A 12435-nucleotide genomic window follows, 5' to 3' on the forward strand; every position below is an offset into this window, starting at 1 on the left:
GGCCTGCGCCGTGCCGCAGGAAGCGGCGCCGCGCGAGCTGCGGGGGCATTTTCTTGTTGTTCTCGTTGGTCATTGGCTTTGCTCTTGCGCGTGGGCTCGTGTCGGCGGCGCATCGGAAATGGCGCACTCTAAGCCAGCGCGCACCCGCGCGGAAGGAAGGAAAACGCATGCGCATATGCGCTGCGCCACCGCGCCGCGCCGCACCGGTGCATATGCGCGCAGCCGATAACCAAAGCCAAAAACATTCCTTCTGCCGCGCCGCGGGCGCCGCGTATCTTGGGAGCCGTCGATGAACTTCTCACTGCTTTGCACAGGAACCCGAACACAATGGCACTCACGCGACGAAGCCTGCTTAAACGCCTTGCCTGGTCCGGCCTCGGTGCCGCCGCCGCGTCCAGCCCGCTGAGCGTATTCAGCGCCACCGGCGCCGCCCGCCCGGAAGTGATCCGCATCGGCGTGGCGCAACCCGCCACCGGCACCCCGCCCAGCTTCGCCGGCAGCTCGATGGCCATCGCGCATGCGCGCGGCTGGCTGGAAGAAGCGTTCAAGCCAGCCGGCACGCGCGTCGAGTGGTTCTTCTTCAAGGGCGCGGGCCCGGCGGTGAATGAAGCGCTCAGCACGAAGCAACTGGATTTCGCCATGCAGGGCGACCTGCCCGCCATCGTGGCGCGCGCGGCGGGCCTGAAGACACGGCTGATACTGGCCACCGGCGTGCGCACCAATATCTATATCGGCGTGCCGCCGGACTCACCGCTCAAGACCGTGGCGGACCTGCGCGGCAAGCGCGTGTCGCTGTTCAAGGGCACCAATATGCATCTGCCGGCGCTGCGCCTGCTCGAGGCCAACGGCCTCGGCGAGAAGGACCTGCGCCTGCTCAACCTGGACACCGCCAGCTATCTCGCCGCGCTCACCACGCGCGACCTGGATGCCGCCATCGGCGCGATGGACATCCTGCGCCTGCGCGACAAGGGCGCGGTGCGCATCCTCTATTCGAGCAAGAACCAGTCACCCGTCTATACGCGCCAGAGCCATGTGCTGGTAACCGACGACTTCGCCGGCAAATACCCGGAGGCCACCCAGCACCTGGTCAAGGCCGCGGTGCAGGCCGCGCGCTGGTCCTCCGACGAGAAGAACCGCGAAGACGTGCTGCGCACCTGGGCACGCGCCGGCACGCCGTACGAACACTGGAAGGAAGACTATGAAGGCGAGCCGCTGCGCGTGCGCCTGAACCCCAATTTCGATCCCTTCCTGGTGGGCCGCTACAAGGATGCCACCGAGCAGGCCTACCGGCTGCGCCTGTCGCGCGCCAAGTTCGATGTGGACCAGTGGATCGACACGCGCTTCCTCAAGGCCGCGCTGGACGACCTGAGCCTGCAGAGCTACTGGCCGGTCTACCAGCCCAACGGCAAGATCCTCGGAGCCTGACGCAATGGCGGCCAACGAGACCCTGACGCTGCCCGGGCAGGCCGGCGCGGCCTCCGTAGCGGATATCGAGCCAGGGCGCGCCTGGCGCCCCGGGCGGCAACACCTGGCGTGGCTGCTGGCCTGGCCGTTGCCGCTGGCGCTGCTGCTGGCCTGGTACGTGGCGGCACGCTTCGAATGGATTCCCCCGCAGGTACTGCCCGCGCCCGACGCGGTGTGGCACACGCTGAGCGATCTCTACGCGAGCGGCGAGCTGCAGGCCAACCTGGCCGTGAGCGCGGTGCGCGTGGCCGGCGGCTTTGCCCTCGGCCTGGCCGGCGGCCTCGCGCTGGGCGTGGCGATGGGCCTGTCGCCGAACTTCCGCGACTACGTCTATCCCACCTTCAAGGCCTTCAGCCAGGTGCCGGTGCTGGGATGGCTGCCACTGCTGATGCTGCTGGTGGGCATCGACGAGGCGCTCAAGATCATCCTGATCGCCAAGGCCTCGCTGGTGCCGATCGCGCTCAATACCTACAAGGGCATCCAGAACGTGCCCACGCGCTATATCGAGGTGGCGCGCGTGCTGCGCTTCACGCGCTGGCAGATGTTGTCGCGCGTGGTGTTCCCCGCGGCCGCCGCGCCGATCTGGAACGGCATCCGCTACGGCCTCACGCATGCATGGCTGGCACTGGTGGTGGTGGAGCTGCTGGCCTCGTCCGAGGGGCTGGGCTACATGATCGTGTACGGCCGCCAGCTGTTCCAGCTCGACATGGTGATCGCCGCGGTGATCGTGGTGGGGGTGGTCGGCTTCGCGCTGGACAAGGCGCTGGCACTGGCCGAGGCGGCGGTGCTGCGCTGGCGCAAGCCCGGTCTCTGAAGCAACCGAAGCGAAGGACCCAAGATGACAGAATCGTTTGCGCGCACCCTGCGCACCCTGCGCATTCCCCGGCCGCTGCGCGGCTGGATCCTGCCGCTTGCCCTGGTGGTGCTGTGGTGGGCCGCGGTGCGCTTCGGCTGGAGCACCTCGCCGCTGCTGGTGCCGGTCTCCAAGGTATGGGACACGGCGGTGCAGCAGGTGCGCAGCGGCGCCCTGTTCGACGCGCTGCGCGCCAGCCTGTGGCGCGACCTCGCCGGCTTCGCGCTGGGCGCCAGCGTTGGCCTGCTGTTCGGCGCCGCGCTGGGGCTCTCGCGCCTGCTCGAGCAGGTGGCCGGGCCGACCTTCCACACCGTCAAGCAGATCTCGCTGTTCGCGTGGATCCCGCTGATCTCGGTGTGGTTCGGGCTTGGCGATACGGCCAAGGTCGTGTTCCTCTCGCTGGCGGCCTTCTTTCCGGTGGTGCTCAACACCTTCGAGGGCATCCGCRGCGTGCCGGCCGATCTGCTGGAAGTGGCGCGCGTGCTGAAGTACTCGCGCTGGCAGGTGCTGCTGCGCGTGGTGCTGCCGGCGGCCTCGCCGTCGATCTTCGCCGGCATCCACCTGGCGCTGATCTATGCGTGGCTGGCCACGCTCGGCGCCGAGTACCTGCTGGTGGCCGGCAAGGGCATCGGCAACACCATGGTCGACGGCCGCGAGAACTTCTGGATGGACCTGGTGCTGTTCGGCGTGATCGTGGTGGGGCTGGTCGGCTTCACGCTGAACTGGCTCGCCAGCCGCATCGAGGGTCGCCTGCTGGCATGGCGCGGCCGCTCCGTCGCGGCATTCTAGGAGGCACGATCAGAGAGATCCCGGAGGCGTTGCGCGGCCTTGCCGCACCCGCCTGCACTGTCAGCGGCCGCGCGCCTGGCCGGGCCCGCTTCGCTTCTCTCTGATCGCGCCGCCCACCCAATTCCTCTTCGCACTACCGAACACTTTTCCGGAGAACCACATGGCCCACGCCGGCACGCTCAGCATCGAGCACCTGCGCAAGCAATACCAGGTCAAGGGCGCGCCCCTGCCTGTTCTTGAGGACATCACGCTGTCGATCGCCCCGGGCGAGTTCGTCAGCATCGTCGGCGCCAGCGGCTGCGGCAAATCCACCCTGCTGCGGCTGGTGGTCGGCCTGGAGGAGGACTACAAGGGCGAGATCCTGCTCGACGGCAAGCGCGTGGCCGGCACCAGCCTGGACCGCGGCATCGTGTTCCAGGAGCACCGGCTGTTCCCGTGGCTGACGGTGGAGCAGAACATCCGCATGGCCCTGCTCAACGCCAACCTCACCGAGACCGACAAGCGCCGCACCGTGCGCGAGCATATCGAGCTGGTGGGCCTTGCCGGCTTCGAGACCGCCTTCCCGCACCAGCTCTCCGGCGGCATGTCGCAGCGCGTGGCGATCGCGCGCGCACTGGTCACGCGCCCCGAGATCCTGCTGCTCGACGAGCCGTTCGGCGCGCTCGACGCGCTCACCCGCGCCTATCTCCAGCAGGAGCTGCACCGCATCTGGCAGGCCGAGGGCATCACCATGATCCTGGTCACCCACGACGTGGAGGAAGCCATCTACCTGGGCGACCGCGTGGTGGTGATGGAGCCGCGCCCGGGCCGCATCCGGCGCATCCTGCCGGTGCCGCTGGCACACCCGCGCGACCGCGCCTCCGCGTCCTTCGCGCGCGTCAAGGACGATGTGCTGCAGGAGTTCACCGGGCGCCCGGCCGATCTCGCCGAAGCGCCGATCAAGCGCGAGCCGGATGTGGACGCCACCCGGCTGCCGCCCCATATCCGCTTCGCGATCTGACGTACCCGCCGCACGCAAGATACCCACAGGAGAATCTCATGACCCAGCAGCAAGCCGCAACGCAAGTCGAACTCGACATCCACCCGGTAGCCGGGCGCATCGGCGCGGAGATCCGCGGCCTGCGCCTGGCGCCGGATCTCGATTCCGCCACCTTCGGCGCCGTGCGCGCGGCCCTGCTGCGCCACAAGGTACTGTTCTTCCGCGGCCAGGATCACCTGGACGATGCCGCGCAGGAAGGCTTCGCCAGCCGCTTCGGCACGCCGGTGCCCCATCCCACCGTGCCTTCGCGCGACGGCACGCGCTTCCTGCTCGAACTCGATTCCGAGCACGGCGGGCGCGCCAACTCGTGGCATACCGACGTCACCTTCGACCTGGCCTATCCCCAGGTTTCGGTGCTGCGCGGCGTGACCATCCCGGCCGCCGGCGGCGACACCGTATGGGCCAACACGGCCGCCGCCTACCAAGATCTGCCCGAAAGCCTGCGCGAGCTGGCCGACCGCCTGTGGGCGCTCCACACCAACGACTACGACTACGCCGCCACCCGCAACACGGTCAGCACCGAAGCCATCAAGCGCTACCGCGAGGTCTTCACCTCGGCCATCTACGAAACCGAGCACCCGGTGGTGCGCGTGCACCCGGAAACCGGTGAACGCACGCTGGTGCTGGGGCACTTCGTCAAGAAGCTGCTGGGCTATTCGGCCTCCGACTCGCAACACCTGGTGGCCGTGCTGCAGGACCACGTGCACCGGCTGGAGAACACCGTGCGCTGGCGCTGGCGCGCGGGCGACGTGGCGATCTGGGACAACCGCGCCACCCAGCACTACGCCATCAACGACTACGGCGATGCCAAGCGCGTGGTGCGGCGGGTCACCATTGCCGGCGATGTGCCGGTCAGCGTGGACGGCCGGCACAGCATATCGGTCAAGTCGGGTGCCCCGAAGCACGGCGAATCCGCCAACCATGCGGGGGCCGCCCGCGCCGCTGCGTAAGCGGCCCGGACCGATCCCGGAGTCATCGATGAGCCAGACAACACCGCGGCGCCAGCTCAGCCTGGGCGCCTTCCTGCAAGCCACCGGCCACCACGTGGCCGGCTGGCGTCACCCCGGCGCCGAGCCCGATGCCGGGCAAAGCCTGGCCCACTATGTGCGGCTGGCACAGCGCGCCGAGGCCGCCGCCTTCGACACGATATTCCTGGCCGACGGCGTGGCGATCCGCACGCTCGACGACACCACCCTGCCGCGCAGCGCGCGTGCCGCCACCTTCGAGCCGCTCACGCTGCTGTCGGCGCTGGCGGCGGTGACGCAGCGCATCGGCCTGGTGGCGACCGTCTCCACCACCTACAACGAGCCCTTCCACGTGGCGCGCAAGTTCGCCTCGCTCGACCACCTCAGCGGCGGGCGCGCCGGCTGGAACGTGGTCACCTCGTGGTCCGACGCGGAAGCACGCAACTTCAGCCTCGACAAGCATCCCGAGCACGCCGACCGCTACGCGCGCGCCGAGGAATTCGTCGACGTGGTGACGGGCCTGTGGGACACGTGGGAAGACGACGCCTTTCTCTACGACAAGGACAGCGGCCTGCATTTCGACGCGGACAAGCTGCGCGCGCTCGATCACCATGGCAGGCACTTCCAGGTGCGCGGCCCGCTCAACGTCTCCCGCCCGCCGCAGGGCCATCCGGTGATCGTACAGGCCGGTTCGTCCGAGGCCGGCCAGGAACTGGCCGCGCGCACCGCCGAAGTCATCTTCACCGCGCAGCAATCACTCCAGGACGCGCGCGCGTTCTACCAAGGTCTCAAGGGCCGGATGGCGCGTTATGGCCGCTCGCCCGACCAGCTCAGGATCATGCCCGGCGTGTTCCCGGTGATCGGCCGCAGCGAGGCCGAGGCAAAGGAAAAGTTCGAGGAGCTGCAGAGCCTGATCCACCCGGCCGTCGGCCTCGCCCTGCTATCGCAGAACCTCGGCGGCGTGGATCTGTCAGGCTACCCGCTCGACGGCCCGCTACCCGACGACCTGCCCGAGCCCAACGGCGCCAAGAGCCGCTTCCAGCTGGTGACGGGCCTGGCCCGCAAGGAGGGGCTGACGATCCGACAGCTCTACCTGCGCGTGGCCACCGCGCGCGGGCACTGGTCCATCCACGGCACGCCGCAGAGCATCGCCGACCAGCTCCAGGCATGGTTCGAAGGCGGCGCCGCCGACGGCTTCAACATCATGCCGCCGTGGCTGCCGGGCGGACTCGATGACTTCATCGAACTGGTGTTGCCCGAACTGCGCCGCCGCGGGCTGTTCCGCGAGCGCTACGAAGGCACCACGCTGCGCGAGCACCTGGGGCTGGCGCGGCCGGTGCATCCGCGCGCGGCGGCGCAACAGCGGGCGGCGTAGGAGGCCGGTTCAAGAAGCGCCGGGCGTCGTTGYGCGGCCTTGCCTTGCCCGCTCTCCTGGCCGGGACCGCTTCGCTTCATCCAGGACAAGCTCCAAGGCAGGAAAGGCGGAAAAGCCGGAAAAGGCGGCGAACGCCGCCGTCCGTCCCCGGAAACGACAAAGGCGGCCCGCAGGCCGCCTTTGTCGCTACACCGGGAGGAAGACTCTCAGTGCACCATCATGTTGCTGTTCATGTTGTGCATGATCCACAGCGAACCGGCGACCACGATCACCAGGATCAGCGCGGTGAAGGCCAGGGCCATCACGTTCCAGCGCTGCTCCGAGGAGCGGTCCATGTGCAGGAAGTACACCAGGTGCACGACGATCTGCACCACGGCCAGGCCGAGGATGACGGCCAGCGTGGTGGCGCCGTCCAGCGTGCCGCCCATCACCAGCTTGAACGGGATGACGGTCAGGATGACCGCCAGCACGAAGCCGATGACATAGCCCTTGACGCTGCTGTGGCTGGCGCCGCCGGCGCTGGTGCCATGCGCGCCGTGGCCGGCGGTCGAGACGTTGCTGTGTTCCATTACATCGCTCCCATCAGGTAGACCACGGTGAACACGCCGATCCAGACGATGTCCAGAAAGTGCCAGAACAGCGCGAAGCAAGCCAGGCGCTTGTTCATGGTCGGCGTCAGGCCCTTGCGGGCGATCTGCCAGATCAGCACGGCCATCCACAGCAGGCCGCTGGCCACGTGCAGGCCGTGGGTGCCGACCAGCGTGAAGAACGACGACAGGAAAGCGCTGCGGCCAGGGCCCGCGCCTTCGGCGATCATGTGATGGAACTCGTTGATTTCCATGCCGATGAAGGCCACGCCGAACAGGAAGGTGATGGCCAGCCAGAACTGCAGGCGGGCCTTCTGGCCGTTGTGCAGGGCGACCATCGCCATGCCCGAGGTCAGGCTGGAGAACAGCAGCAGGAAGGTCTCGACCAGGACGTAGTTCAGTTCGAACAGTTCCTTGCCCGAGGGGCCGCCCGCCACTTCACCGCGCAGCACCGCGAAGGCGGCGAACAGACCGGCGAAGATGATGCAGTCGCTCATCAGGTAGACCCAGAAGCCGAACACGGTGTTGGCGCTGGTGTCGTGATGGGCGTGGTCGTGCGAATGGTCATGGGCATGCGCCGGGGCGGCATGCGCGGAATGACGGTCTAGGACTTGTGTAGACATAGGTTTCAGGCCTGCGACGCGACGCGCTGGAAGTGAGTCTTTTCGACTGCCTCGACTTCGCGTGCGGGCACGTAGTAGTCGATATGGTCGTCGTTGCTGCGGAAGATGAAGGACACGATCATGCCCACCAGGCCCACGACGGCCAGCCACCAGATATGCCACGTGGCCGCGAAGCCCAGCACGAAGCTGAACGCGCCCATGTAGAAGCCGGCGCCGGTGTTCTTCGGCATGTGGATCTGCTCGTAGTGCGCTTCCTGCTTGGGCAGCTCGCCACGGGCCTTCATGTCGGCGAAGGCGTCCAGGTCACGCACCACCGGGGTGTGCGCGAAGTTGTAGAACGGCGGCGGCGACGAAGTGGCCCACTCGAGCGTGCGGCCATCCCACGGGTCGCCCGTGACGTCGGCCAGCGCCTTGCGGTTACGCACGCTCACCACGATCTGCAGCACCTGGAACACGATGCCCAGGCCGATCAGCGCGGCGCCGGCCACGGCCGTGTACAGGAACGGGTTCCAGGCCGGGTTGTCGGTGTGGTTCAGGCGACGGGTCATGCCCATSARGCCSAGCACGTACAGCGGCATGAASGCSAMGTAGAARCCMACCAGCCAGCACCAGAAGGCGCACTTGCCCAGRCGCTCGTCSAGCTTGAAGCCGAAGGCCTTCGGGAACCAGTAGGTGATGCCGGCCAGGTAGCCGAACAGCACGCCGCCGATGATCACATTGTGGAAGTGGGCGATCAGGAACAGGCTGTTGTGCAGCACGAAGTCGGCTGCGGGCACGGCCATCAGCACGCCGGTCATGCCGCCGATCACGAAGGTGACCATGAAGCCCAGCGTCCACAGCACCGGCGTGGTCATGCGTACGCGGCCGCGGTACATGGTGAACAGCCAGTTGAAGATCTTCACCCCGGTCGGGATGGAGATGATCATGGTGGTGATGCCGAAGAACGCGTTCACGCTGGCGCCGGAGCCCATCGTGAAGAAGTGGTGCAGCCAGACCAGGAACGACAGCACCATGATGGCCGCGGTCGCGTACACCATGCCCTTGTAGCCGAACAGCTTCTTGCCGGAGAACGTCGAGATGATCTCGGAGAAGATACCGAACGCCGGCAGGATCAGGATGTACACCTCGGGGTGGCCCCAGATCCAGATCAGGTTCACGTACATCATGGCGTTGCCGCCCATCTCGTTCGTGAAGAAGTGCATGCCGAGATAGCGGTCAAGACCCAGCAGGCCCAGCGAGACGGTCAGCACCGGGAAGGCGGCGATGATCAGCACGTTGGTGCACAGCGCGGTCCAGGTAAACACCGGCATGCGCATCAGGGTCATGCCCGGGGCGCGCATCTTGAGGATGGTGACCAGGAAGTTCACGCCGGTGAGCAAGGTGCCCAGGCCCGAGATCTGCAAGCTCCACAGGTAGTAGTCCACCCCCACGCCAGGGCTGAACTGCAGGCCCGACAGCGGCGGATAGGCCAGCCAGCCGGTGCGCGCGAACTCGCCGACGCCCAGCGAGACGTTGACCAGCATGGCGCCGGCCACGAACAGCCAGAAGCTCAGCGTGTTGAGGAACGGGAAGGCCACGTCGCGCGCGCCGATCTGCAGCGGCACGACCAGGTTCATCAGGCCCGTCATCAGCGGCATGGCCACGAAGAAGATCATGATCACGCCGTGGGCGGTGAAGATCTGGTCGTAGTGCTCGGGCGGCAGGATGCCCGGCGAGCCGTTGGTGGACAGCGCCAGTTGCGTGCGCATCATGATGGCGTCGGCAAAGCCGCGCAGCAGCATGATCATCGCCACGGCGGAATACATGATGCCGATCTTCTTGTGGTCGACCGAGGTGAACCATTCATTCCACAACCAACCCCACTTGCGGGTATAGGTAATCAGCGCGAACAGCGCCAGACCACCCAGTGCCACCATCGACAACGTGCCCATGACGATGGGCTCGTGGAACGGAATGGCATCCAAACTCAATTTGCCAAACATCTTTACTCCTAGGAATTCGAGCCCGGCGCCGGCAGGGCGGGCGCGGCCATGGACACCTGGCTGGTGCCGAGGGTGTTGCGCGAGGTGCAGACAGGACCGAACGAGGTACCGTTTCCGGCGATGGCGCCGCCGGTGCCGTCCATGTACTTGTGCAGGATGCCGTGGAACAGCTGCGGATCGACCTTGGCGAACATCGCCACGGGTTCCTTCTCGCTGGGCTTGGCCAGTTGTTCGTAGTCAGCCAGGGTCAGCTCGCGCGACGAGGCGCGTACCTGCTTGACCCATTGCTCGAAGTCGAAGTTCGACACGGCCTTGGCCTTGAACTTCATGCCCGAGAAGCCGCCGCCGCTGTAGTTGGCGGACATGCCGTCGTAGGTGCCGGCTGCGTTGGCGATCAGGTGCAGCTTGGTCTCCATCCCGGCCATCGCGTAGATCTGGCTGCCCAGTTGCGGGATGAAGAACGAGTTCATGATCGAATCGGACGTGATCTTGAAGTTCACCGGCGTATTGACCGGGAACGCGATCTCGTTGACGGTGGCGATATGCAGTTCGGGGTAGATGAACAGCCACTTCCAGTTCAGCGCCACGGCCTCGATGGTGATCGGCTTGACGTCGGATTCGATGGGCTTGTACGGGTCCAGGTCGTGCGAGGACTTCCACGTGATGATGCCCAGCACCAGGATGATCAGGCACGGGATCAGCCACACCACCACCTCGATACCGGTGGAGTGGGACCAGTTCGGTTCGTAGCGGGCGTTCTTGTTGCTGGCCCGGTATTTCCAGGCGAAGGTGAATACCAGGACGATCACCGGCACCACCACCAGCAGCATCAGCCAGGTCGCGATCAGGATGATGGATTTCTCGTCGGCGCCGATCTGGCCCTTGGGATCTAGCACGGTCATGTTGCAGCCGGCCAGCAACAGGCCGCCGCAGGGCAGGAACCGCGTCCAACGCGGAAGTTTGGGTATCTTCATGTCACGACTGGTTGTGTAGGCCACGGAACGACGGCGCGGCGCAGTTTTGCCGCCTAGGCGCGAGCGAAAGGCAGCCTTAAGGCTTGGGGGAAAACGGGAAACCTGGTTAAGCGACCTGCTTGCCCGGCGAGGCGCCAATCAACGGCAGACTGGCTTGATCCTTGTAGGACGGGGCTAGCAGGCTGGCTCGGTCCTTGTAGGACGGAGCACCGTGGGACTGCGGCGGTCCACACAGAAGGATGCCGCGCTCGCGATACCCATCACGCCTGCCGGTGCGGCAAACGTGGTTTCTGGCTGAGAATCGCGGTACGTCAGACATCGTGGCCGCGAATCTACCGCATTGCAGCAACGAGGGTAAACCCGGAACCTGGAACACACTGTTCGGTTAATCGGACAATGCACCATCTTTCGCGATCACGCCGCCAACGGCTCGCTTGTCAGAAAATTCTGCGAGTGCGTCAAGGTGTCGCAGGGTGCGCACCCTTGAAAGCAGTTGCACAAATCACAACGTGCGCGCGGCGTCGCGCGCCGGCGCCGGCGGCCCACGCTCTGACCCCCGGCGACCCCGGCAGTTCTATCCAAATGCAATAAGCTTCGTTCCCCTCGCGCCGCGATTTCGCAACCATGGGGCCGGCCCGGATCCCTCCCGATCCCCGACCCCACCCGGAGAAAATCGCATGACCCTGTTGCGCAACTGGCCCCGCCGCCTTGGCCTCGCCCTGTCCTTCGCCGCCCTCTCCTGCGCCGCCCTGTCCTGGTCCGCGACCGCTGGCGCCGCCGAACAGTCCGTGCGCGTGGGCTACCAGAAAGCCGGCCTGCTCGCCGTGCTCAAGGCCCAGGGCTCGCTCGACAAGAAGCTCGCGCCGCTGGGCTACAAGGTGGAGTGGAAGGAATTCCCCGCCGGCCCGCAGCTGCTCGAGGCGCTCAATGCCGGCAGCATCGACTTTGGCTACACCGGCGCGCCGCCCGCCGTGTTCGCCCAGGCCGCCCGGGCCAACTTCGTCTACGTCGGCGCGGAGCCCGGCGGCAAGACCAACGAGGCGCTGTTCGTGCTGGACAAATCGCCGGTGCGCACCGTGGCCGATCTCAAGGGCAGGCGCGTCGCGCTGCAAAAGGGTTCCAGTTCCAACTACCTGCTGGTGCAACTGCTCAAGAAGAACGGCCTGAGCCTGCAGGACATCCAGCCGATCTACCTGCCGCCCGCCGATGCGCGCGCCGCCTTCGAAAGCGGCAACGTGGACGCCTGGGTGGTGTGGGATCCGTACTATGCGCTCGCGCAGAAGGCGCTCAAGGTGCGCACCATCGCCGACTACGAAGGCGTGCCCTCGCCCTTCAACTTCTACGAAGCCGCCGGCGGCTTCGTCAAGGCACAGCCCCAGGTCGTCAACGCCATCCTCGAACAACTGCGCACCACCGGCCTGTGGGTGGCGAAGAACCCCGGCGAGACCGCCGCCCTGCTCGCCCCCGCCGTGGGCCTGGACGTGCAGGTGGTGGAGGCCTGGCTCAAGCGCGTGCCCTACGGCGCGATCCCGGTCACGCCGGAAGTGGTGGCCGTCCAGCAGCAGGTGGCCGACCTGTTCCACCAGCAAAAGCTGATTCCCGCCGCCCTCCAGGTCAGGGACAACGTCTGGCAGGCCACCTTCCCGCTCGCCAGCCAATGACCCCGGCCAGCCGCCGGCCGGGCATGGCGGCCGGCGCCGGGTGCGATCACCGGCCGCCGCCATGGCAAGCGCCAACCCGCGCTGCTACCATGCCCGCTCCCGGGCGGCGTCCAGCCACCAAGT

11 protein-coding genes are annotated in these 12435 nt (G+C 66.8%); 7 read left to right on the forward strand and 4 right to left on the reverse strand.

The window, feature by feature from the left end; translation table 11 throughout:
* The first annotated feature begins 327 nt into the window (after positions 1-327).
* The 6 genes from AC1DK4_RS10530 (at position 328) to AC1DK4_RS10555 (ending at position 6485) form a co-directional block, all read left to right on the forward strand.
* Positions 328-1425 (forward strand): ABC transporter substrate-binding protein, encoded by a 1098-nt coding sequence (locus AC1DK4_RS10530; RefSeq protein ID WP_441614342.1) that lies wholly within the window; start codon positions 328-330, stop codon positions 1423-1425.
* Between the two features lie 4 nt (positions 1426-1429).
* Entirely contained in the window at positions 1430-2278 is an 849-nt protein-coding gene (locus AC1DK4_RS10535; RefSeq protein WP_441614340.1) for an ABC transporter permease, read from the forward strand.
* A gap of 24 nt (positions 2279-2302) precedes the next feature.
* Complete coding sequence (locus AC1DK4_RS10540; RefSeq protein ID WP_477131516.1) at positions 2303-3106, forward strand: ABC transporter permease; 804 nt, start codon at positions 2303-2305, stop codon at positions 3104-3106.
* A gap of 160 nt (positions 3107-3266) precedes the next feature.
* Complete coding sequence (locus tag AC1DK4_RS10545; RefSeq protein ID WP_441614336.1) at positions 3267-4106, forward strand: ABC transporter ATP-binding protein; 840 nt, start codon at positions 3267-3269, stop codon at positions 4104-4106.
* 38 nt (positions 4107-4144) lie between these two features.
* Positions 4145-5095, forward strand: a complete 951-nt coding sequence (locus tag AC1DK4_RS10550) for a TauD/TfdA dioxygenase family protein (protein WP_441614334.1) — start codon at positions 4145-4147, stop codon at positions 5093-5095.
* A gap of 28 nt (positions 5096-5123) precedes the next feature.
* Positions 5124-6485 carry an LLM class flavin-dependent oxidoreductase gene (locus AC1DK4_RS10555; protein WP_441614332.1) on the forward strand — a complete coding sequence of 454 codons (1362 nt, stop codon included), beginning with the start codon at positions 5124-5126 and terminating at the stop codon, positions 6483-6485.
* Positions 6486-6691: 206 nt separating this feature from the next.
* Here AC1DK4_RS10555 and AC1DK4_RS10560 read toward each other — a convergent pair whose 3' ends face one another.
* Genes AC1DK4_RS10560 through cyoA form a run of 4 tightly spaced genes read right to left on the reverse strand, consistent with a single transcriptional unit; the run spans position 6692 to position 10651 of the window.
* The gene (locus AC1DK4_RS10560; RefSeq protein WP_441614330.1) at positions 6692-7054 is read right to left on the reverse strand and encodes a cytochrome o ubiquinol oxidase subunit IV; all 363 of its coding nucleotides are present in this window, start codon (positions 7052-7054) and stop codon (positions 6692-6694) included.
* Positions 7054-7695 carry a cytochrome o ubiquinol oxidase subunit III gene (cyoC, locus tag AC1DK4_RS10565; RefSeq protein ID WP_441614328.1) on the reverse strand — a complete coding sequence of 214 codons (642 nt, stop codon included), beginning with the start codon at positions 7693-7695 and terminating at the stop codon, positions 7054-7056. Before cyoC ends, AC1DK4_RS10560 begins: the two co-directional genes overlap by 1 nt.
* Before the next feature lie 5 nt (positions 7696-7700).
* Positions 7701-9677 carry a cytochrome o ubiquinol oxidase subunit I gene (gene cyoB, locus AC1DK4_RS10570; protein WP_477131517.1) on the reverse strand — a complete coding sequence of 659 codons (1977 nt, stop codon included), beginning with the start codon at positions 9675-9677 and terminating at the stop codon, positions 7701-7703.
* 8 nt (positions 9678-9685) lie between these two features.
* Positions 9686-10651: a ubiquinol oxidase subunit II gene (gene cyoA / locus AC1DK4_RS10575; protein WP_441614324.1), complete on the reverse strand. Its 966-nt coding sequence runs from the start codon at positions 10649-10651 to the stop codon at positions 9686-9688.
* 677 nt (positions 10652-11328) lie between these two features.
* Here cyoA and AC1DK4_RS10580 point away from each other — a divergent pair.
* Entirely contained in the window at positions 11329-12312 is a 984-nt protein-coding gene (locus tag AC1DK4_RS10580) for an aliphatic sulfonate ABC transporter substrate-binding protein (RefSeq protein ID WP_441614322.1), read from the forward strand.
* The last annotated feature ends 123 nt before the right edge of the window (positions 12313-12435 follow it).

This window comes from Cupriavidus sp. 05N38, assembly GCF_056397345.1.

Bases quoted from the DNA above. Each gene is read 5' to 3' on its own strand.
- AC1DK4_RS10580 (WP_441614322.1), top strand. From the start codon at position 11,329: ATGACCCTGTTGCGCAACTGGCCCCGCCGCCTTGGCCTCGCCCTGTCC.
- cyoA (WP_441614324.1), bottom strand. From the start codon at position 10,651: ATGAAGATACCCAAACTTCCGCGTTGGACGCGGTTCCTGCCCTGCGGC.
- AC1DK4_RS10530 (WP_441614342.1), top strand. From the start codon at position 328: ATGGCACTCACGCGACGAAGCCTGCTTAAACGCCTTGCCTGGTCCGGC.
- AC1DK4_RS10535 (WP_441614340.1), top strand. From the start codon at position 1,430: ATGGCGGCCAACGAGACCCTGACGCTGCCCGGGCAGGCCGGCGCGGCC.
- AC1DK4_RS10560 (WP_441614330.1), bottom strand. From the start codon at position 7,054: ATGGAACACAGCAACGTCTCGACCGCCGGCCACGGCGCGCATGGCACC.
- AC1DK4_RS10550 (WP_441614334.1), top strand. From the start codon at position 4,145: ATGACCCAGCAGCAAGCCGCAACGCAAGTCGAACTCGACATCCACCCG.
- cyoC (WP_441614328.1), bottom strand. From the start codon at position 7,695: ATGTCTACACAAGTCCTAGACCGTCATTCCGCGCATGCCGCCCCGGCG.
- AC1DK4_RS10555 (WP_441614332.1), top strand. From the start codon at position 5,124: ATGAGCCAGACAACACCGCGGCGCCAGCTCAGCCTGGGCGCCTTCCTG.
- AC1DK4_RS10545 (WP_441614336.1), top strand. From the start codon at position 3,267: ATGGCCCACGCCGGCACGCTCAGCATCGAGCACCTGCGCAAGCAATAC.